At 44.9% G+C, this 22131-nt stretch carries 19 protein-coding genes and 1 pseudogene; 8 read left to right on the top strand and 12 right to left on the bottom strand.

The genetic code is table 11. The features are described from left to right. Nucleotides 1-39 precede the first annotated feature (39 nt). From KW548_21970 to KW548_21960, 3 genes and pseudogenes are all read left to right on the top strand, one after another. Nucleotides 40-630, top strand: coding sequence for a GNAT family N-acetyltransferase (locus tag KW548_21970; GenBank protein ID QXX08314.1), 591 nt, complete (start codon nucleotides 40-42; stop codon nucleotides 628-630). Between the two features lie 330 nt (nucleotides 631-960). Beyond that, nucleotides 961-2709, top strand: a pseudogene (locus KW548_21965) (ATP-binding cassette domain-containing protein). Between the two features lie 142 nt (nucleotides 2710-2851). Then, on the top strand, nucleotides 2852-3859 hold the full coding sequence (locus tag KW548_21960) for a Gfo/Idh/MocA family oxidoreductase (protein QXX08313.1): 1008 nt from the start codon (nucleotides 2852-2854) through the stop codon (nucleotides 3857-3859). A 41-nt stretch (nucleotides 3860-3900) separates the two neighbouring features. On the opposite strand, the gene KW548_21955 is transcribed toward KW548_21960, so the two are convergent. Then, entirely contained in the window at nucleotides 3901-4509 is a 609-nt protein-coding gene (locus KW548_21955; GenBank protein ID QXX08312.1) for a LysE family translocator, read from the bottom strand. 161 nt (nucleotides 4510-4670) lie between these two features. On the opposite strand from KW548_21955, the gene KW548_21950 reads away from it, so the two are divergent. Further along, complete coding sequence (locus tag KW548_21950) at nucleotides 4671-5228, top strand: XRE family transcriptional regulator (protein QXX08311.1); 558 nt, start codon at nucleotides 4671-4673, stop codon at nucleotides 5226-5228. Between the two features lie 54 nt (nucleotides 5229-5282). Here KW548_21950 and KW548_21945 read toward each other — a convergent pair whose 3' ends face one another. Continuing rightward, a complete protein-coding gene (locus KW548_21945) occupies nucleotides 5283-5876 on the bottom strand; it encodes a hypothetical protein (GenBank protein QXX08310.1) in 594 nt (197 codons plus the stop codon). Between the two features lie 269 nt (nucleotides 5877-6145). Between KW548_21945 and KW548_21940 the strand changes: the two genes are divergently transcribed. Further along, nucleotides 6146-6859, top strand: a complete 714-nt coding sequence (locus KW548_21940; GenBank protein QXX08309.1) for an SDR family NAD(P)-dependent oxidoreductase — start codon at nucleotides 6146-6148, stop codon at nucleotides 6857-6859. A gap of 59 nt (nucleotides 6860-6918) precedes the next feature. Here KW548_21940 and KW548_21935 read toward each other — a convergent pair whose 3' ends face one another. Beyond that, a complete protein-coding gene (locus KW548_21935; GenBank protein QXX08308.1) occupies nucleotides 6919-8631 on the bottom strand; it encodes a S8 family peptidase in 1713 nt (570 codons plus the stop codon). Between the two features lie 460 nt (nucleotides 8632-9091). On the opposite strand from KW548_21935, the gene KW548_21930 reads away from it, so the two are divergent. After that, on the top strand, nucleotides 9092-9661 hold the full coding sequence (locus tag KW548_21930; GenBank protein ID QXX08307.1) for a hypothetical protein: 570 nt from the start codon (nucleotides 9092-9094) through the stop codon (nucleotides 9659-9661). A gap of 188 nt (nucleotides 9662-9849) precedes the next feature. After that, nucleotides 9850-10326, top strand: coding sequence for a PaaI family thioesterase (locus tag KW548_21925; protein QXX08306.1), 477 nt, complete (start codon nucleotides 9850-9852; stop codon nucleotides 10324-10326). Between the two features lie 74 nt (nucleotides 10327-10400). On the opposite strand, the gene ompW is transcribed toward KW548_21925, so the two are convergent. The 4 genes from ompW to KW548_21905 all read right to left on the bottom strand — a co-directional run bounded on the left by ompW (nucleotide 10401) and on the right by KW548_21905 (nucleotide 13794). After that, complete coding sequence (gene ompW / locus KW548_21920) at nucleotides 10401-11048, bottom strand: outer membrane protein OmpW (protein ID QXX08305.1); 648 nt, start codon at nucleotides 11046-11048, stop codon at nucleotides 10401-10403. Nucleotides 11049-11305: 257 nt separating this feature from the next. Continuing rightward, a complete protein-coding gene (locus tag KW548_21915; GenBank protein QXX09502.1) occupies nucleotides 11306-12559 on the bottom strand; it encodes a peptidoglycan DD-metalloendopeptidase family protein in 1254 nt (417 codons plus the stop codon). A gap of 217 nt (nucleotides 12560-12776) precedes the next feature. Continuing rightward, the gene (locus KW548_21910) at nucleotides 12777-13076 is read right to left on the bottom strand and encodes an isoamylase early set domain-containing protein (GenBank protein QXX08304.1); all 300 of its coding nucleotides are present in this window, start codon (nucleotides 13074-13076) and stop codon (nucleotides 12777-12779) included. A 100-nt stretch (nucleotides 13077-13176) separates the two neighbouring features. Next, nucleotides 13177-13794 (bottom strand): hypothetical protein, encoded by a 618-nt coding sequence (locus KW548_21905; GenBank protein QXX08303.1) that lies wholly within the window; start codon nucleotides 13792-13794, stop codon nucleotides 13177-13179. Nucleotides 13795-13863: 69 nt separating this feature from the next. On the opposite strand from KW548_21905, the gene KW548_21900 reads away from it, so the two are divergent. Further along, on the top strand, nucleotides 13864-14271 hold the full coding sequence (locus KW548_21900) for a GFA family protein (protein QXX08302.1): 408 nt from the start codon (nucleotides 13864-13866) through the stop codon (nucleotides 14269-14271). A 181-nt stretch (nucleotides 14272-14452) separates the two neighbouring features. Here the strand turns inward: KW548_21900 and KW548_21895 are convergent, their stop codons facing one another. The 5 genes from KW548_21895 to KW548_21875 all read right to left on the bottom strand — a co-directional run bounded on the left by KW548_21895 (nucleotide 14453) and on the right by KW548_21875 (nucleotide 21984). Next, nucleotides 14453-15709, bottom strand: coding sequence for an FAD-dependent oxidoreductase (locus tag KW548_21895; protein ID QXX09501.1), 1257 nt, complete (start codon nucleotides 15707-15709; stop codon nucleotides 14453-14455). After that, nucleotides 15706-17088, bottom strand: coding sequence for an NAD(P)/FAD-dependent oxidoreductase (locus KW548_21890; GenBank protein QXX08301.1), 1383 nt, complete (start codon nucleotides 17086-17088; stop codon nucleotides 15706-15708). The genes KW548_21895 and KW548_21890 overlap by 4 nt, the downstream gene beginning before the upstream one ends. Beyond that, nucleotides 17085-17405, bottom strand: a complete 321-nt coding sequence (locus KW548_21885; protein QXX08300.1) for a (2Fe-2S)-binding protein — start codon at nucleotides 17403-17405, stop codon at nucleotides 17085-17087. Before KW548_21885 ends, KW548_21890 begins: the two co-directional genes overlap by 4 nt. Before the next feature lie 612 nt (nucleotides 17406-18017). Next, complete coding sequence (locus KW548_21880) at nucleotides 18018-19562, bottom strand: M20/M25/M40 family metallo-hydrolase (GenBank protein ID QXX08299.1); 1545 nt, start codon at nucleotides 19560-19562, stop codon at nucleotides 18018-18020. Nucleotides 19563-19644: 82 nt separating this feature from the next. Beyond that, a complete protein-coding gene (locus KW548_21875) occupies nucleotides 19645-21984 on the bottom strand; it encodes a M4 family metallopeptidase (protein QXX08298.1) in 2340 nt (779 codons plus the stop codon). Nucleotides 21985-22131: the final 147 nt, after the last annotated feature.

Below are 22131 nucleotides of genomic sequence, written 5' to 3'. Positions count from 1 at the left end.
ATCCTGATCTACCATGCTGAGCAAATGGAGAGGTACACAATGACATACAAAAAACTAAAACGTGGTGACTCAATCTCTTTTGGCGACTCACTGAACATCAAACTGATTCAACGCGAAGACCTCAACGATATAATCGCTATGCTCAACGATCATAAGGTGAATGCCTATTTGTTCTTCGCACCTGCTGCGGACAGCATGTATCAGGCGTTTTTTGAGCCCATTATTGAAAACACGAAGCAAGCGGTTGAAAAAGGAAGTTGGCCAGACAGCCCAACATTTGTCATTCGAGACCAACAAGGCCACTACATGGGCATGTGCGGATTGTCTAAAGTCATGTTTCTCGAAGGTAACTACGAAGTTGGGTATCAACTTCCCGTCCACGCATGGGGCAAAGGGATCGCTACTCGCGCCTGTCGCTTGCTCACCGACATTGCATTCACCGAGTTAGGTTGCCACAAAGTCAGTGCAGACTGCTATGGCGCTAACATAGGTTCATACAAAACGATGGAGAAATGCGGTTTTACATTTGAAGGTCGCCAAGTTGACTACTACAAAGTTGAGTCAGGATTCGACGACAAAGTGTATTACGGTATCACCGCTAAGCAATACTTCAAAGTGTTGAGCACATAACACGACTTCAAGATGGGCCACAAATATTGCCAACTGTGCAACGTTTCCAAATACTGAACCTAGACCAACAGCAGTGCATTCCCTTACACTCTCGTCACTGGGCCCATCAATGAAAATAAGGAGGAACCCCATGACTAAGTGTGAATTGCATTTCGCACGCTTCTTCACCGAGCGTGCAAGCTCAAGTTTTACTGGTATCGTGCTGCGATAACCTTTGCTTGAGCGAAGATTAATACATACAGACTAGAGTCTCTTCTCTCTGGCTTACAGGGTTATCGTCAGCAATGTTTGACGAAAGGCATCTTCATGCCTGTAATTCTTGAGTAAGTTATGAGCACTTTACTATCTGCACAATCTATTTCTTATCAAACAACTTCAGCTCCTTTGCTTGAAGATATCTCATTCACCCTAAAAAAAGGCGACCGAATCGGCTTAGTCGGTCACAACGGTTGCGGTAAAAGTACCCTTCTGAATCTGCTTCATGGTGGAATTCAAGCAAATGCCGGAACCATTACAACAGCAAGCCATTGCCAATTAGAATGCGTGGAGCAACACCTTCCACAATCTTTGCTGCCCCAGTCAATGATGGATGCTGTACTTGATCGTTTACCTGACAGTGAACGACTCAGTCAACGTTGGCGAGCTGAACTCATTCTTTCAGAAATGGGGTTCGATTCATCACAATGGTCATTAGCCGCTTCTGGCTTAAGTGGCGGTCAGCATACTCGCTTGCTGTTAGCCAGAGCATTGATCGTGGAACCCGACCTACTCTTACTGGATGAACCAAGTAATCACCTTGATCTGACAACACTCCTTTGGTTGGAGCAGTTCTTGCTGAACTGGAATGGGAGTTTCGTTCTCGTATCACACGACCGAAGGTTGCTGGACAACACCACCAATTGCACTTGGATACTGCGTGACAATAGCCTGCACTTCTTTCAACTGCCCTGCTCCCAAGCTTTGGAAATGCTTGAGGCACGTGATGACGCTGACATGCAACGTCATCAAGCGGAGCAAAAAAGAAATCGACCGTATTGAGAAAAGTGCGAAACGCCTCGCTGTTTGGGGACATGTTTACGACAATGAAGACTTATCGCGAAAAGCCAAGAACATGGAAAAACGCGTTGAGAAGCTAAAAGGCGACCAGACGATACTCACGTCTGGGACACCATGGAAGTTGGAGTTAAAAGGCGAACGTTTAAAAGCGGACCGCTTACTGCAAATATCCGATCTGGATGTTTCGCCATCGCCTAAAGCTCCATGCTTATTCAATATCGTGGCTAACCAATTGAAAAGTGGCGATCGGGTAGCCATTGTTGGCAAAAATGGAGGGGGAAATCAACCTTGTTGAAAACGCTATGGCAAAGCTACCATCAGGAAGGCGCGGTAAAACAAGGTATTGTGTTTCATCCTAGGGCGAACGTTGGCTTTTACGATCAGAGCCTTAAGCAACTGGACGATAACAAAACCTTATTGGACGCTCTGGCGAGCTTCACTTCTGCACCAGAAGAAAAGCGTAAGATGGCGTTGATCAGCGCCGGATTCCCGTACCTTAGACACAATCAGAAAGTTCATCAACTGAGTGGTGGTGAACGATCTCGCTTGCTGCTTATCGGGTTAACTCTAGCAAACTACCACCTTCTCCTGCTCGATGAGCCAACCAATCATTTGGATCTCAAAGGCAAAGAAGAACTGGCAGAAACGCTAACTAATTTTGTAGGCGGGCTATTACTCGTCACGCATGACAGAGAGTTAATCGAAGCAAGCTGCAATCGCTTTTGGTATATCAAGGGGAATTCTCTGGAGGAATGGTTAGACCCGCAACAGCTGTACCAAGCAATGAGTTCAGAGTCATCTCTTGCCTCAAATGAAACAGCAATCGAAGAAGCTCAAGTAGCGTCTCCTTTATCTCAAACGGACGGGCTTGCTGATGAAGAGCAGTTAATTGAAAAACTCTATGACCTCGAAACGAAACTGGAGGAAGATGTATCGAGAAAAGCCAAGCACCAAAAGCCAAAGCTTCAGGCTATGTGGCGCAATGAGATTGCTCTCATCAATCAACAACTCGGTATTGAGTGATACACCGTTTGGTGAATTACAACCTAATGCAAGGCCGCCGACACCGGCGGCTTTCTCATTCAGTTCAACCACTTCTATTTGACGTAAACCCGTGCTCATCGCTAGTATCAGCCTCACAAATACCAGAATGATAAAAATTAATATGACAGAACAAAAAGTACGTTGGGGCATTGCCGGGCTGGGTAAAATTGCACATCGATTTACCGCCGATCTCACTCAGCATGTCGACAACGCTTGTCTATATGCCGTCTCAGCCAGAGATGAACAACGCGCTGATGCTTTTGCGCAGCACTATCAGGCTGCGCACGCTTACTCTTCTTACCAAGCCATGGCGGAAGACCCAAATGTTGATGTCGTCTACATTGCGACTATCCATCCATTTCACAAAAGCATGGTTGAGCTGTTCTTGAAACACGGCAAGCATGTTCTGGTTGAAAAGCCAGCGTTCACTAACACCCAAGACTGGGACGACATGAAGGCACTGGCAGATAAACAAGGCCTAGTGCTCATGGAAGCAATGAAGTCAGTGACTTTCCCAGCTTACCGAGCGCTACGGGATTTCATTCAAAAAAACAGTATTGAGATAGAATCAATCGAAGCGGCGTTCGGCAACTGGCATGAATTTGATGTTCAACAGCAGATTTTCAAACCTAATTTATGCGGCGGTGCGACTTTAGATGTCGGTGTTTATGCGCTCTGGCTATACGCTGATCTTTGTCAGCTCAAACAGAGTGAGATCCAACCGCCATCAGTGACCTATCAAAAACACAATACTGAATCCAAGGTCGATGAAACCGTGGAGTTTACGTTTAATCACGGTATCAAGGGCAAGATTGGCGCTTCAATCAGCCAAGACCTAAAACGTGTTGCGACAATACGTGGTCCCGAAGTTGAAATTGTTATCCAAGATAAGTGGTGGAATCCAACCGTCATTGATATCACATACAAAGATGAACATACCCAGATCTCACACATACCTGCAGGCGGTGGATTTGAGTTTGAAGCTGCTCACTTATCCCAGCTTATCATTGATGGTAAATCGAGCTCGGACTTCGTTCCTCATCAAACCAGTCGCCAGGTGATTGCTCTCATGGAGCGAAGCCTGAAAGACAATGGGTTCTCGCACTTGCTTCACGCCTCTCATCAATAACACTAATCATAGCGCCGAACTTTTCGCTTGGCGCTTTTCATTCATAATTGCCTAACGATCTCTCCAACAACAGGTAAGACAGAGACGACGAGCAGCAACGCCATCAGCCTATTGAAGGCTTTCAAATAGGCTGGTTTGTCTATGTATCGGCGTAACGAAGAACCAAACACCAACCACACGCCAACACAAGGAAACGAGGCAATAAAAAACATTGAAGCGATGGTGAGGTTTTGAGTCATATACCCTTCGCCTATTGTCGTAAATGCGGATATCGCACCAATTGCCACAACCCAAGCTTTGGCATTGACCCACTGAAACAGAGCTCCATTTAGAAAACCAAGCGGTCGATTTCGGCCTTTCTCAGCACTCACACTGTCAGCTATGGCGATCTGCAATGCAAGATACAAGAGGTAAAGTGTTCCCATAACTTTGACCGCCAAAGAGAGCTGCGGGAACAAAGAAAAAAGCTCACCAAAGCCCAACCCTACCAATAGCAACATCAAAGTAAATCCAACACAAATACCGGTTAACAGCGGCAGGCTGCGTTTGACTCCAAAATTCAGTCCAGATGTCATCACCATGATGTTGTTTGGCCCCGGTGTCACCGAAGATGAAACGGCAAACAAAGCGACGGAGAGTAGGTATTCCATAATAAAAGCCTCGACGTTTAGTGGTGACTGTCACCGATTGCAACCGAAGTTAAACATTATAATGAACGATAGAATTTTATAATGAACACCAGAAAAACGTTTGTCAAATCATGTCATCGTTTTTTATAATGAACGGAAACACACTGACTAGAGAGAGCATTGTGGATCAAAGTAAACCGCCAATCGAACAAATCGCTGCCACTCTGAATGCTGAAAGGTTGAATGCTGGCTTAAGTATCGCCGAGGTCGCAAGACGCGCTAACATCGCAAAATCGACGCTCTCGCAACTCGAAAATGGCGTTGGAAATCCGAGTATTGAGACGCTCTGGTCCATCTGCGTTGTCCTTGATATTCCTTTTTCTCGTCTAATTGAAACACCAACACCAACGACCAAAGTTATTCGCTATGGTAAAGGAGTGAGCGTATTTTCAGAGCAAAAGGATTACCAAGCCATTTTACTGGCTGCCAGTCCAGCAAATGTTTGTCGAGACATCTACTGGATTGAAGTTAAACCCGGTCAGCCATTTATCTCGGAACCTCATCATCCGGGTGTGGTAGAGCACGTGGTTATTGTCAAAGGCCGAGCGAAACTCGGGTTGCAATCGGATCCTCATGAACTAGAGGAAGGGGACTACATTTCGTACCCTGGAGACTTACCGCATATGTTTGAAGCGCTGGAAGAAGATACACGGGCAATGTTGATTTCAGAATATCGGTAGAAATGAAAAGGCGAGCAACATTGCTCGCCTTTCGCATTAGCCATCAGTTCGATATCAAATTTCATAGAACCAAGAATCTTGCTGCAAATCTAGGAGTTCTGGCTCGCCACCCTCAAGCTGATACAAATGGAACTGTTGTAACGGCGGAGAGTAGACATGCAGCGTAACCAGAGGCTCATCATCAGCCTGCAAATTGGATATCTGGTGAATATCGTTGTCTTTGCTGACAGTCACGCTACCTTGCTGGTAATGGGAGGATTGAGACGCGTAAATATGACCGTTCGCTGCCGTTTCAAATAAGGTCTCTGTCGCTTCACCATGCAGCACACGTACGCCACAGGCGGTATTTAAATGATCATGAATTTTGCTTCTCTGGCCATTTAGCCAACTCAATATAAGCACTTCACAGTGGTCGTTTTTGAACAGTCTCCTGCGACAATAGTTGTCTTGATCAAAACTGGATAACGCCTTTATCTCAGTGTCATCCAATGCCACGTTTTCAAGTATGAATCTGATCGTTGCAAGCGACAATGGTTTATTGGACAACTTAATTTGCTCTATAAACCCCTGAAAATTAAGTCGATAGTCACTATCAAGTAATGCCGATAGTGCTGGTGCTTGCTCTTGAGTTATCGCAGAGTGTCGCAAATTGTCCTCCTCACACATCCTGTTATGTTTTGGCAAATACACCTAGTTGTCTTTAGATGTTGCATGAATAGACAATGAGCTGCATAAAAAGTGTCACATAGAAATGTCATTCAGAGAAGGCCATCACCATTTTACAAGTAATTAACAAACGAAAAAAATTACCTCACAACCTTGAATGCTGTAAACATCTGCTACGACCTCTTATACATCGCTTACGCCACAATGAGAATCGCTGTAGAGTATGCATAAACTCAAAAGGACAACATTCAATGACCAAAACGGCTTTAATCACAGGTGCCAGTCGGGGGATTGGCAAAGCGCTATCTCACTACTTTGCTAACCAAGGCTACAACTTAGTGCTGATTGCCAAGCAAGAAGCCAACCTCAACCGTGTGTTTGATGATTTGAAGGACCAGTATCCTCATCTCAGCATAAAAACTCACCATCTAGATTTTGCACAGCCCGAAATCGCTGTGAAATCTTTTGAGGCGATTATCAATCAGTTGAAAACCATTGATGTTTTAGTAAACAGTGCGGGCGTGCTGAAAGCAGGCCATATAGATCTGACATTTGAACAATTATCTGAGTTAATCAACGTCAACTTACTTTCCACTATCGCAGTGTGCAATGCCGTGGCAGCAAAAATGAAGCATCAGGGGTTTGGAGCAATTTACAATCTAGGGTCGACTGCTGGGCTATCTCCGGTACCAAAAATTGCGGCTTACTCAGCCACTAAGTCAGCATTGGTAAGCTATAGCCAGTCCCTCTATCAGGAACTACTACCGCACAATGTTCAAGTGTGTTGCTTATGTCCAAGCGTTGTCGATACCGATATGACCAATGATGGGCGAATCAAAAACGAACTAAAAATACAACCTCAAGACTTATCAAAAGCAATAGATTTTGCCCGTAGCCTGTCCACAGGAGCAGCAATGTCTGTTTTACCTATTCGCTGTAAAGTCATCGACTTGGAAAATAGTTGATCCGTAATGAAGCAATAAAAAAGGGCTACCACTGTAGCCCTTAGCATTTTCACATTAAGTTATTTGCGACTTTCTAACTCTTCAAAAATCGCTTCCGCATCAACAACACCACCAGAGATTGACAGTGTGCTGAACGGTACAAGTTCTTCAGGAGTAGAAGGCTTCTTAACCAATAGTTCTGGGTAAGTGCGCGCCTTGCTCTTCAGCAGCTCTTTAAGCTCAACGGCAGACAGGTCTGGATAGTGTGACCATACCATAGCAGCGACACCAGAAACGACTGGCGCTGCCATACTTGTACCGCTGTATGCAGCGTAGTTGTTGTCTGGAGTTGAAGACAGAACACGGTAACCTGGGGCAAAGACATCAACCGTCTCTTGACCAAAGTTACTGAAGCTCGCAACCAATGAATCATCCGCATATTTCGCTGATGCACCGATGTCCATCCATGTTGAGATTGGCTTAGACCAAGAGTGCTTAGCAAAACGGTTCGGGAAACTAGGTTTAATATCGTTGTCGTTACGACTGTTACCTGCAGAGTGTACAATCAGTACGCCTTTACGCGCTGCGTAACGGAATGCGTGGTCTACGATGTACTTACGTGGCGAGTAGCTCTTACCAAAACTCATGTTGATGATCTTCGCACCGTTATCAACAGCGTAGCGAACCGCGTTAGCGATATCTTTATCCCTTTCGTCACCGTTTGGTACCATACGTACCGCCATGATTTGCGCATGATCAGCAAGGCCATCGATACCAATGCCATTGCGACGTTCAGCAGCAATAATACCAGCTACGTGAGTACCGTGAGCGCCAACAGGGCCTTTCACATCATTGTTGCCATACCCTTTCTCCCAAGGGTTATTGATGTTATCCATCACGATGTCACGACGTGTATCAAGCTCTAGGTTGTAGTGATAATCTAGAGACTCTTGATAACGACTTCTGCGTGATTCTAGGTAATCAAAAGAATACCAAGATTCAAATACGCCAAGTAACCCTTTAGCGGCTTCAACGACTTCGGTATTTGAGTGGTCAAGCAAGACTTGTAGACCGTCTACCGTAAAGTCTTTGTGATCGGTTAATTGAGTGATCTTATCTTTGTACTGATTCGCTTGCTCAGTTGCTGCCGTCACTTGATTAAGAGAAGTCTGGTTGTACTCAACTGATTCAAGATAGTCCGCTTCCACGCCCTTGTAGTATTCGCGTTTTTTGCGCGGAATCCAGTGATTACCCTCTTTTAACTTAAGGTATTTTTTGTACTCACGAGTCACTTCTAGCGTGTCTTGATCAACATTGACACCTAAAGAGTTACCAAGGAAGTTCCAACCGTGAACGTCATCGATGTAGCCGTTACCATCATCATCGATACCATTACCTGGAATTTCGTCTTCATTGGTCCAAAGTTTGTTTTTAAGATCTTCGTGGTCAATATCAACACCAGAGTCAAGAACCGCAACAATAACAGGTTGTGGCTTTAATGGTGGAAGCAATGACTCATAAACATAGTCGGCACCCACACCTTGAAGGCTGGAATAATTTGCTGAAGCATTGAACCAGTCTCCACGATCGGCTGATGGGTTGCTCATCATACGCATTGAGAACAAGGCGAAAGGTTGTACTGGCTTAGGCGAGTAATCTTCAACAATGTTGCCTTTCACATCTTTGATGAAAGGTGAGTTTGTTGGAACTGTTTCAGCACTAACGCTGACTGAAACCGACGCTGAAGCCATCATAGCGACAGCAAGTGCGGAAAGCTTATATCCGTTTATCATTCTGTTACATCCTATTTAATTATACGCTTACAAAGCGTTCAAAAGATAAAATGCAACTCAATCAAGATCATTCACAAAATCAATTAAATGAGTTTAAGATCTCACTAAGCGAGATATTTATCGCTCAAAATTTGAGATAAATTCTATTAATAATATTAACATTTATATAACGCACGATATCTATTTTATTATCCTTTTAATTCATGAACTTAATAGATAAATTCATTTAAAAACATTAGTTCAAAAATTGTCTAAATTTAACATCAGAATAGTCAATAAGGTTGATATTCGATGCTGACTCATATTGTTAAATCATTAAAAAAACCAATGTATAGAAAGGGTCATTTAATGTAGATAATGAAATTTTTTAGCACTAATGAGATTGCCTATCTATGACATGTGGTAATCGAACGAAGATTCAATTATTTTGGCTATTTGTCATCACCAATAGGTAATAGATATGCCTCATAGACAGCCTGTACCAAACCTCAATTTATCCAACCTACCACTTCAGCAAGCTCTAGTCGATTCGATCGTTGACGCTTTTATCGACGACGAAGACGTGCTTGCTGCAGTATTGTTGGGCTCCTTGGCCGCTGAGACAGGCGACAGGGTTTCTGATGCCGATGTTGTTGTCTTCACGACCAACGGTTTCCATCGGAGATCTGAACGAGCTTACCAAGCCTTTGAAAATAACAAAGACATTTTTTATTGTCTCGATGGCTTCCACAATGACCGTGCTTTTTTTAAAAAATATATCTTCAGTGATATGACCAGCGCTGAAATTCATTGCCTCGATCTTGAAGAGCCTTTCATGCTCTCAAAACCTTTCAAGGTATTATTTGATAAATCAGATATCGTCACCTCCCGCCTTACTGATGCGCCGGCACCCAAGCATAAAGACTTCCCGGCTTATACTAGCGGCGATCAAGGGCTTATTTGGGAGTTATTCGATTGCATCAAATGGTTGAGTCGTGATGACACTACCTTGGCAAAAGATTACATTAAGAAGCTGGCTAACAAGCTTTAAGTGATTTTAGGTATGGTAACGCTTTGAACCATGGGCTGATGACGTCATCAGGATTGATACCGCTGGAAAAAGCATTGAGCAAGCCTTCACAGAATTGCTAGATAAGCTTGAAGTCTGGTCATCTCCTGCTTAACTAGACTGTGTATAACTCTTTGAAATCTAAAAACACTAACGTCTCAGGAGCAGGTATGGAGCAGAATAACGCCTTTCAGGAACAGATCCCCAATAACCATTGTTTTGGCTGTGGAGCCGACAATGCGATGGGGCTACAAATCAAAAGCTACTGGAATGGAGACAATGAATCTGTCTGTACTTTTACTCCTTCTGCTCATCACAGTGCTGGGCCTTTGCATTTCCTCAATGGTGGGATCATCTCAACCATCATTGATTGCCACTGTGTCTGCACCGCCATAGCGAAAGGCTATGAAATGCAAGGCAGAGAAATAGGAGCAGGAGAGATGATTTGGTTTGCAACCGGAAGTTTGGATGTCAAATTCCTCAGACCGGTTCCCATAGACGATGACGTTCAACTTATCGCTTCTATCATTGACGCGAAAGACAACAAAATAGAGCTCCAATGCGAACTGTTTTCTGGTAACACACTTTGCTGTCAAAGCCGGGTTGTAGCCGTCAAAGTCCCCAATGAGTGGTTTGAAGGCAGATAAACACGACTAAAAAGCCAGTGACTCACGTCACCGGCTTTACTTAATCCATCCGACTTATTATGTCGAACCAGTCATTAGAACTTGTAACCGCCACCAATCATAAATACCCATGGGTCGATTTGTACGTCTGTTGAGTACTCAGTAGAACCAGCTTTGTACGTCGCTGTTGTATCAATATCGGCATACCAAACAGAAGCGTTCAGGAACCAGTCTTCGTTAAGCATGTAGTCCACACCAAGGTTTGCAGCTAGGCCCCAAGAGTCATCCAACGAAAGATCGCTCAAGCCCGCGCCAGTACCTGTGCCATTTAGCTCTTCATCAAAGAAAACCGTGTAGTTGATACCTGCACCAACATATGGACGAATGTCACTGCTTGCATCACCGAAGTAGTACTGAACCATAAAAGTTGGTGGCAGATGTTTTGTCTCAGCAATGTCACCTAAGTTACCAAAGTTAGTTGAAATTTTGTGTGAGAAAGGGGTTGCTGCAAGGACTTCTAGGCTGATGTTGTCAGTCAACATATAACCAAAAGTCAGGCCAAGCTGAGTGTTGGAGTCTACACCAAACTCAGAGCCTGCATTATTTAGTACATCACCACTGCTGTCATTTGGCGCTACGGTTGCAATACCCGCGCGGACAATAAAATCACCTTCTTGGTGAGCTAGAACATTACCGGAAACAAGGGCAGCAACGACTGCCAAACCACATACTGTTTTTTTCATTGTTGATTTCCTTACGTAGGGCTTTCTTTTAATTAATGATTGAGGGAATCTTATGTATTGTGGCCTGCAAGTTATCACACAAAGACCCTACTCTTTTGATGGAAATCAATTTGTGAATTTTATTGATTAGCGATTTACATTTGTTTCGACTTGATCACCTTTTCAATGCAATATGATGACATTTATGTAATGCAGCCTTTGTGTGTATCACAGACAAAAAAAGCTCCCGAAGGAGCTTTTTTTAGATAGGTTTGCAGTTAGCCTGTGGTTTCGGGCTCACCTTGTTTGGCAAGTTGAATTTCTTGCTGTCGCAACATCGCATCAAGTTCATCTCGACGTACCTTAAATGCAGTCAGTTCACTTTTTGGAACAGAACTCGCCATGGGTATGTTAGCCGTCATGGCATTAACAGGCCTGCCACGGTCAATCAATTCATAGTGAATATGAGGGCCAGTCACTCGACCCGTTGCACCGGACAAACCAATTCTTTCACCACGTGATACTTTCTGCCCTTTTCGAACGAGGATTTTACTCAGGTGCAGATAACGCGTTTTGTAGCGGCTACCGTGCTGAATCACAACATAGTTACCCGCATAGGGGTGTTTACGCGTCATCACAACGACACCATCACCCGTTGATACAATCGGCGTGCCTGTTGGCGCAGCCCAGTCAGTACCATTGTGCGGCGCAATTCGACCAGTGACTGGGTGTTTCCGGGTTGGGTTAAAGTTAGAACTTAGTCGGTAATTTGCATTGATCGGTTTACGTTGGAATGCGCGTTGCAGGCTATTACCATTCTTATCGTAGTACTGCCCATCAGAGTGCAGGTAAGCCGTCACTTCTTTACCGCGGTTATAGATTTTCACCGCTTGAAGCTCTTTGTTACCCGTCAGCTGTTCACCAACATATTGTTTCGACAGAACCACTTCAAACACATCCCCAGCACGGAGATCGCGGGCAAAGTTGAGCTTGTCTTTGAGTAGCGACACAATCTGCTCGTTCTCACTGCTTCCCAGCCCCAAACGGTGCAGAGATTGAGAGAAGCTGCCTGCAATTTCTCCCACCAGCGCCTGTTCTTTCCATGTGCCGGGGATCTTCACATCCTCAAACGTATAACTACCATCATCGTGGCGCTTATACACGGCGCGTTCGACGATGCTGAACTCTAGCTCCATTTTCGCTAAGTTCTTAGTTTCTGCATCTCGCCAAAATCTTAGGGTATTTCCCGGTTTTAAAGTATCCAGCGCAAGATAGTTAAGATCCGTTTCCATAATCTTCATCAGTTCGCTGTAACCAAAGCCCAACTGACTGAAAATGGAACTCAGATTATCGCCTTTCTGAATCACGTACTCGTAATTTGGCATGTCATGAACCACTTCAACGTCAGTAAACAAGCCGTTCACAATGCTGGATTCAGGCAGCGAAAGATCAATAGTGCGCTGATACTGGTTGCTTTTGTTTGTTGCAGATAAAACCAATGCAGCAACAACAGGAAGGCTCAAAAGCATCATTTTTCTCGACTTGGAGAGTTCTTGAAAGCGAGACATCAATCTTTTGGATTGCACAATTTGACCTTATTGCTTGATTTTCAGAAAGGCCTAAGGGTACGAATTTATGCCTAGCTTGTCACCTATGGAATGTCATGATTGGATCAAAAAAGGCGCAAACGCGCCTGTATCAGTATGACTTATGAATGATAGTAATCACCCACTTTCACATGCATTCAGATTACTGATAAGTGGAAATCAATCCGTTATCTGAACCAAAACCATTAGGCTGATATTGATCTGCATTGGGGTCATTAATCCACTTCTCATTATCCACTAAGTAGCGAAATTCGAATTGGCGGTCTTTCGGTAAACGTGTTTTGAATTTATATGATTTTGATTTAGCGCCTTTTTTCATCTGTGTTGGCTGCCAGTCCAAAAAATCGGCTACGATAGCGACAGACTGTCCGACCTGCTCTTCTGAAAGTTCGAACGTCACTTCTACTTCATCTTTGGTTTTAAAGAATCGCTTATTGATCATGTTTAACTCCATTAACGACAAAAACAAATCCATCTCATCACTTGTTAGGCTAAAGAATCAGCAATCTGTACCCTATGCACAATACCGTATTGAACACCGATTACTCGACACGTTCTAGGCTATCTTGCCCATTCAACTTGAAAAGTATAGTCGTTGAAATGATAGGCTCTTGTGACATTGATTGATCAGCATCACGTTGTTTAATTCTTACACTTATATTGTGCTGCTGTTTTTCTAGCAAATCTACGATGATTCGGTCCCCTAGGAATTGAGCTTCTTTTGAAATCATGCGTTTTCTAAACTCATCATAGTGAAACGTTACCAAATAGTAGAACACGCCAGATCCTTGGTTTGAGACGGTCATAATCGAGGCATAAATAGTGGGGGTAACCTGAAGCAACTTACTGGTATCAACAGTAACGACACCACGTTCTTCACCGTCTTCATACGTGCCACTTGCTAGCCCTGTCGTTGGGTTTAGCTCTTCCATAAACGTATAAGCTTGGCTTTCGGGTACTTTCACCGTCCAAGGATTCATAGTCGAAAGACCAAAAACAGACTTCATCACAGCGTCACTGCTCGCCATTTGATTAGGAAACTTTGCCATGATCTCCTCATCAGAAAGGCTGAATCGGTAGAGGCCAGCGATCGTGACTACTATTAATAAGAAGATCGGAATCAAAAGAATCAGAGGAATAGGTAAAAGGCGCTTTTTCATCTTGTAGTATGTCTTATCAAATACATGAACACAGTGGCGTCATGTTAGCAGCAAGGACAAGGAGATAAAATGGAACACGAGCAGAAAATACGTATGGCCGATTGCAGTTGTGGGCAGGTCAATCTGGTTTGCCGAGGTGAGCCAGTCAGAACGTCAGTGTGTCACTGCTTTGAATGCCAAAAGCGAACGGGGAGCGTTTTCGGAGTTCAAGCTAGATTCGAGCAAGAGCAAGTTTCTTTCAGCGGTGATCTTGTCGAATACACTCGTATCAGTGATTCAGGCAATGAAGTCACCTATTCGTTTTGTCCTAGATGCAGTACGACAATGTCACTCAAACTCAGTGCCGCCCGAAATTTTATTGTTATACCTGTTGGTATTTTTCAAGAGCAAGATTTTCATACCCCAAGCTTCTCTGTTTACGAAGAAAGGCAACACGGCTGGGTGAAATTTGACTGCCAGATGGAACACCATCACTAACTGAATGAAGTGTTGAACGACAAACCTTGTCTTGATTTAGGCTTGACTGTGAATGTGAACAAGGCTGGGTTTTGATATCTACTGACGAACGGACTATTGAATAACCTTAGTAAGGGACGCCCTTGACCAGAAGCTGAGCCAGCTTGGTGGCTGGCTCAATCCTATTTACACGCGAGCGTGTTTACAACGCGTGATCCAGTTGGTATTTGCCAATCATTTCCCCTTCGCTATTTAGGAAGCGTTGGTAAGAAAAAGGCGAGATATCAACGCAAGTCGGCAAACTTCTCACAAGCTCATCAAGAATTTGCCCAGTGATCGCTGACGTCAACATCCCCGTGCGGAAATGTCCGCATGCATTGAGGTAGCCCTCGACACCCGGAACAGGGCCAATAATCGGTAGCTCATCTGGAGACCCCGGACGCAAGCCCGCCCAACAACGCTTGATGTTCATATCTTTTAGCGCTGGTATGGATTTCATCGCACCTTGACCTAACTGCTTGATGTACTTGATGTCGTTACTGGTATCAAACCCGCGCTCTTCAGTCGTTGAACCAATCAAGATTTCACCATTGTCTTTTTGCGCGATGTAACAGTCACTGGTTGTCAGACAACCATTCAGTAGCTTAGGCAGTTTCTCTGTGATGATCACTTGTCCTTTCACCGGGAACACGGGCAATTTATAACCGGTTGCCCACTGACTAATGGTCTCTGCCCAAGCACCTGCAGCATTGACCATCATTTTACATGGCAACACACCCTGCTCGGTTTTTACCGCAGTCACTCGATTGCCTTGTCTTTCAATGCCTGTCACTTTGGTATTCAGATACAGCTCAGCCCCATTTTGGCGTGCGGCTTCCAAATACGCTTCATTGAGACGATACGGATTAATTTGATGGTCACAGTCAAACTCCATCGCCCCAATGGCTTCCTTGGAAACATTCGGCTCTTCAGCGTGTAGCTCATCTTGAGTTACCCAGCGGACGTGATCATGACGATCCGGTACTGCTGCTGCGATTTGCTCAGCGTACATACGATCGTACTTATCGAACAGCAAAAACTTAAGCCCAGTGCGTTCAAACTTGAAGTCAACACCGTGGTTTTCAACTAACTCTTCGTATAGAGCGGGATACATAGCGTTCGACATCATCGCCATATCAAAAAAAGGTTTTGGCATTATATGAGGATTCATTTCCGGCGCTTCGCTAACCCCAGACTCCTGCATTTGTTTCGACAACGTCTTAAAAAGGATGACACCACAACCAAGTCCAGTCGATTCGCCCATCGCCCACAGCCCACCTGCCGATGCTCGAGACGCATTCCCAGGATATTTGAAGTCAACAACGGCAATCTTTAGATCTTTCTGTCGGCTCAGGAAATAAGCAATGGACGCACCAATAACACCGCCACCACAAATGACTACATCATACGCTTTCATTATTCTTCCTCCAGCGCTGCAAATGGGATTGGATCAAGTGGGAATCTAGGACGTACTAAGCCTTGTTCCTGACTGAACCCTTCTTTCTTCAATCTGTCGTAGCAATAGTGAGCGCAGGTTTTGCCCTGACAGTCACCCATAGTGACGCGGGTACGCATTTTTAGAGTCACAATATCGCGGCAGCCTTGAGCTATCGCCTCATCTATCGCTTTTTTCTTAACCTGTTCACAGCGACATATCACCGTCTCTTCTTCTGGTAGAGAAAGCAGGCCTAACTCACGGAAACCCGCATTGTCGAATGCCTGACGAAAACGATAGAGACGAGATAACTGACGTCGTATCGCAACTATGTATTGCTCTGCATCCGCGCTACCCAGTTTTCCCATTTCACAAGCAATGGCTTTTGCGGCAATCTTGCCTTCAAGCATGGCAGCGTCTGCACCTGCAATTTTAGCGCTGTCACCGGCGCAGAAAATGTTTTCCTGGCTGCTCTTTTGCCATTTATCAACGGCGGGGATCGCCCCACTCATGTGGTCATACTCTATATTAAGACCGATGAGCTGGGCCAGTTGTGAGCGAGCAGCAAAGCCATAGCCCACACCCAGAGTATCAACAACATGAGTCACAGCCTGAGAGTGATCTGGGAACCAATTATTATCATAAGGAGCAACAGTGACTTCATTGAGTTGGTCGGTACCTTCTGCTTTTACAAGTCCCCAACCGTAATGGAGAGGGATATTGTGTTGCTTGAGGTACCACATCATTGATAGCCCGTCTAACGCTTGCTGAGGGCGATTGAGCATTGCAAATGTTTCCTTGGCTATTGACGAAAACTTTGCCGCTTCATAAATCGCTTCAACCTGACAACCCGCTTTGTGTAACTGACAAGCGACGAGCACCAACAGTGGTCCACTGCCCGCGATCACAACCTTATTCCCAGGACGAACTAAACCACTCTTGATTTGAAGCTGTATAGCACCTAGTAGCATCACTCCAGGAAGCTGCCATCCCGGAAAAGGGATACTTCTTTCCTGACACCCAGTGGCCAATATCAGGTGGTCATAGTCAATGCGAGAAAGCTTGTGATCATGCGTCAGCAACAAGCTGTTTTCTCCCAAAGGCCCAAGTACTCTTGTCTGAGTTCTTAAATCGATAGAAGACGCGTTACTCTGGTAATCTTCTTGAAGCTTATCCATCGCCTTGGTGAGTTTTTCATCTAAGTGGGGCATGTCCGCTGTTTTGCGCCACGGCCCACGATAGATCACCCCTCCTGCTTTCGGTGCTTCGTCAATGACGGTGGTATGAATACCAAAGCGTGCCAGCTCGGTTGCCGCCGACATACCTGCCGGTCCACCCCCTACAATCACGACTTTATTAGTCATATCTCACCCCCTTGTTCCATCACCAAATTGCGGCTAGTTTCCACCTTCATATCTGGCTTAACGATCGTCTGACAGGCTCTTTGCTTGTGACGACCATCAATGTGCAGCAAGCAACAATGGCACACTCCCATTCCGCAGTATGCGCCTGATTCAGCGCCATAATCATTCTTCATTAATTGACGAATGTTTGAAGCTAACAAAGCACTGAGTACACTCTCACCTTCAACAGCCGGAATGGTTTTTCCGTCAACATTGATGGTGAAGGGCTTATCGAGCACCTTAGTAATATCTTGGTTTCTTTTTGTTATAGAATTCATATACCTCTCCAATGCAACAAAGCGCACACGCATCATACCCATAAAAAAATTAAGGGAAATGATCAAAAAAGACGCATTTTCAATTTAAAAAGAGCCATCACAATTATTGTGGGAAATACTTGTGCTACTACTCAATATCTCATCAGACCACTACAAAACTGGAGTTTGGCAGAATAATCTGTTCGAAAAACACAAGGATTCATACAGAAAATTTATGACCACGACTCATAATAGTGAATTAGAAAAATTAATTTTCGATGACATGAGATAGGTTTCGAGCGTTAAGCTCTTTAAGATAAAACCTATCTCCAGTGTCTCCTAATTCAGCTCTCAGCCTCTTCTCGTTAGAACTTATAGATACCTTTCCACTGGTCGGCATTGCATATCATCAGTCACCTAATGCTTAGCGAGGGTAACTCGCCAGAAAGATATCTACTTCGAAGCTAGCGATCACGAGCCCTTGAACACACCTGTTCAGGATTCTTTGCACCTGTATATAGGCAGAGTAAAATGACGAATGTTAGTCGCCAGATATCCTATTGGTTTGCCTTAAACCAAAATTCAGTGACGACTCATCATCAAAAAGTCCACCAAATGGTGGACTTCTTTCAGTTATTGCTTCTGATCCTGTGCATTTTCTGGGCTAAAACTAGCCACAATATCTACTTCATCAAAGTTACGGTAACCACGAATCATAATGTTGAACTCACCGGCTGGTTTGTTAAACACACACTGTTCGTTACTGCCATTCTGGAACGGACGACAGTCATATTCTGTTTTCGAAACCGGACCTTCATAGGTCACATATAAATCAGCATCACCACTGCGTGGCCCTGTAATGGAAATCGTCACCTCACCTGGCTCTGTGGTGCGGAAAACGAAGAACTGTTCATCAAAATAACCAGACGTCAGATTCTCCACTGGCGTACCGTTTTCCAGCTCCTTCACTGGCGACTCAACATCATCCAAACTGGTTTCCACCAAGTACGCGATCGCTAACTTAGCAAATTTAGTCGCATGGCTTGCAGTTGGATCAGAATTCTCCAGCGTGTCGTGCTCAGTATGGATATGCGGGTTGTAATCATTGAACATGGTTTCAAACGGCATTGCTGACGGGTAACCAGCGTTATGCCATGAAGCGTGGTCAGAACAGGCGTAGCCACAGCGGTCAAAATCATAAGTAATTTCACTCGCGTAGGTATCAATCAGCTCGCTGAGAAATTGCGTTAAATTCGCGTCAGTGTAATCGTTGATGAAAGTAATATCATGAGCCGAACCGTTGTAGTTGGTCATATCCAGTTGCAAGGCAGAGACAACATTCGCCTGCTCGCCTTTCAATGTTTGAGCAATGTCTTGAGAACCTCGCAAGCCCACTTCTTCTGCCGCATAGCCGTAGAACTTGATGGTGCGATCTGGCTGGATACCGCTGGCGATCATCAGGCGAAGTGCTTCCGTCACCGTCGCTATACCGGAAGCGTCATCATCGGCTCCCGGTGATATTGTACCTTCGGTTGTCCATGACCCAACTGTTGAATCTAGGTGACCACCCACCACAACGATCTCGTCTGGATGCTTTGCACCAACTAAAGTGACTTCAACCGATTTTTGTGGGTAATCACTGTGTGAGATTTGCTGAGCTGAGGCATAAGGTACATCCTTAATTTCTTCTTGCCAGCGCTCTAGCAACCAGTCCGAAGCAGCAATACCCGTAGAAGTGGTATAAAAACGGTTAGTAAAGCTGGTTAGGTTTTCAATGGTAGTAACCATGTTGTTTGGTTCAACTTGCGCAATCAACGACTCGACCGTATCGTGGTGGCTGATCACCGGCTTCTCAAACGTACTCATCGACAGTGGCATACCCGCCGCTTTCATTGCGCTTGCCTTGTCTGCATGCACCATGTAACCACCACAACGGTGTTTTGCTTCGTGCATATGACTGGAAAGCGCCGCCAACTGCTTCTCATTAATTTTGGCTACAACAGCATTTGGATTCGCGGCAAAGCCATTGACTACCGCAGCCCCATGCTGCGTGACCAAATGTTGCGCATCTGCATCTGTGGTAATCCATACTTCTCCATCTTTCAGTATGTTGGCATCTGATGCAGCAAAGGCGGAAGCGCTCCCAAATAGAGCTAAAGCTAGTAATGTCTTTTTCATAGCAGAACTGAGTTCCTTATAAATTCTGTAGGCTTGATAAAAAGCAGGGCCCCATTTGGAGCCCTGTCGTTTTTAGAATGGACTAGTTGGCTTTGATGAAGCGGTAACGCTTCGTTTCAGAACAAACGTCACCTGAGGTACATACCTGGTACTCAACATCAATCGTGCCGTTGTGACGGAACTTGTCGACGTAAGAGGTAAATTCAGTTGCACCCACCACTTTGCCATTGCGTTTCACAACAAAGTAATCGTCTGTTAGGTATTCCCAAGCCAGCTTAACGCGGGCCTTACCATTAGGCTGCTTGTTACCAAATTGCAGTTTAAGTGGGAACGCGTCTGTTGCCGTATCTTCAATTGTGATGGTCTTATTAGTCGACGTCGCAGAACCAGCATTGTCTGTTACCGTCAGAGTCACAACGTAATCACCAGCTGCCGCGTAAGTGTGGCTAACCACAGCACCTGACTGAGAGTTACCGTCACCAAGATTCCACTGGTAAGAAACAATCTCACCATCGCTATCACTGCTCGTGCTGGTTAGGTCAACTTTCTTGCCCGTGACAACGTGGTCGAATGAAGCCACTGGTGGAACGTTAGTGCTACCAGAATCAAACGATGCTTTAAGGCTTGCATCTGCATATTCAGAGTAGCCAAATACATTGACGGTATAACGGCCAGCCGTTGGGTTCTCGATGACACAGATTTCATCAGTCACCGACTCACTCTTACAGATGTTTTCCTGAGAGCTCGGTGCGTAGTCAAGACCAACATAGATATCTGGGTCGCCAGTTGACACGCCAAGTTCTACCGTTAGTTTCTCTTTACCTTCTGGCACTTCGATATCGAAGTAAGTTTTCGAGCCTGTACCACCAGCAACCGTCACTGCTTGAGCGTTTTCGAGACGTTGATACTCCGGCTCAGGTGGTAAAGGTGGCTCAGCACATGGCTCAACACCAACCAGACCAAATGCCGCCACAACATCTTCAGAGTTGTAACCTAGGTCATTTGCAGCGTTTTTCACACCACAGGCACCTTGCCAGAAATCACTGTCTTCTGCCCAATAGATCTGGTTGGCCAGAACAAACAATTCAAATGCTTTCTTAGTATCCCAACCCTGTGTGGTCGCGATGTGGTAGAAGGCTTTATTGAATACGCCAGAACTGTAGTGAACGTTAAGACCATCGTAGTAGTCAGAAGCGTGATTGATAGAAGAGCCGTCACGTGAAGGATCATCCATGTAACGCAATGCACCGTCTGCTTTAAAGATGTCACGACCGACCATCCAGTCGTTAGTCCCTTTCATGTAGTATTCAGCGGCTTCACCAGCGATATCTGAGAAGGCTTCATTCATACCACCAGACTGATTTGCGTAAATAAGACCTGAGTTTTGCTCAGTAAAACCGTGGCTGACTTCGTGCGCGGATACATCCAAACTCACTAGAGGGTAGAAGTAACTTTCACCGTCACCGAAGGTCATTGCCTGACCATCCCAGAAGGCGTTCTCGTAACCGTTTCCATAGTGAACACGCATCATCAGTTTGAACGTCAACGGTGCCGTATCAAACCAGTCTTTATACATGTCGAATACAACGTTACCGAAGTAATGTGCATCGTTCAGCGGTGAAAAAGCACCATTGATTTCTTTGTGCGCATTACGCGGACATTCATAGGAATAAGGCGTAGAGCCTGATGTCGCACCGTTTAGATCCACAGTGACAACGTTATCGGATTCCATTACACACTCAGTGCCGTTTTCCGTCACATCAAGGTAGTGGTAATCAGTACCGTACTCATACTGGCCTGTTTTCTCGTTACCGCCAGGGCCAGTACCAATTTGGGCGTGGGCAATCCCCTCCCAACGTTCAATAATTTCACCGCTGTGGGCATCCAACATGGTAAACGGACGCGACGGATGAGCTTTGCCTTCGATTAGGTAAGAAATCACATAAATCAAACGAGTTTTATCACCGTCTTGATATACGTAAAGGTCGTCTTTGGCGTTCGCTAAAGATGGACTGGCTGCGACACCAGCTTTAAGATCTTTGCTCGCCAGCTCTAGTGCTTGTGCACGGTTGAGAGAAGGTTTTACGAACTTACGATCAACGCCGGCCATCTTAACGTATTTACCCTGAACGGCTTTTAGGGCACCACCTTTGGCACTTTGCGTTGCATTTAGGTAGTGACCCCAAACAGGCACTCCCCAGATATTTTGCTGGACTTTGACTTTGTAGATACCGCGCTTCTTCAGGTTGACTTCTTTTACCATTTTGAAGCTGGAGGCATTGTCTACACCAAGCTGAGAGTTCAGCCCGGAAAATGATGTAAAGTTGATTGGTTTGCTTAAATAAACTGACTCACCGGCATGTGCAGATAGTGACATCGCACTCGCTACGGCTACTGCCAAAAAATGCTTGGCTATTTTCATTATGATTCTCCTTATCGTGGCATTTTATAAATGCCGGAGATAAACATAACATTAACAATTTAAATTAATGCAAACCATTTTTAACAATTATTTAATAAACCAAACAAGTGCACAATATCAACAGTATTTATTTTATCAATCATAAAT

The sequence above is a fragment of the Vibrio neptunius genome (assembly GCA_019339365.1).
Classification (GTDB): domain Bacteria; phylum Pseudomonadota; class Gammaproteobacteria; order Enterobacterales; family Vibrionaceae; genus Vibrio; species Vibrio neptunius.
The sequence above is the reverse complement of the archived record's forward strand: the minus strand, read 5'-3'. Positions and strand labels throughout refer to the sequence as shown.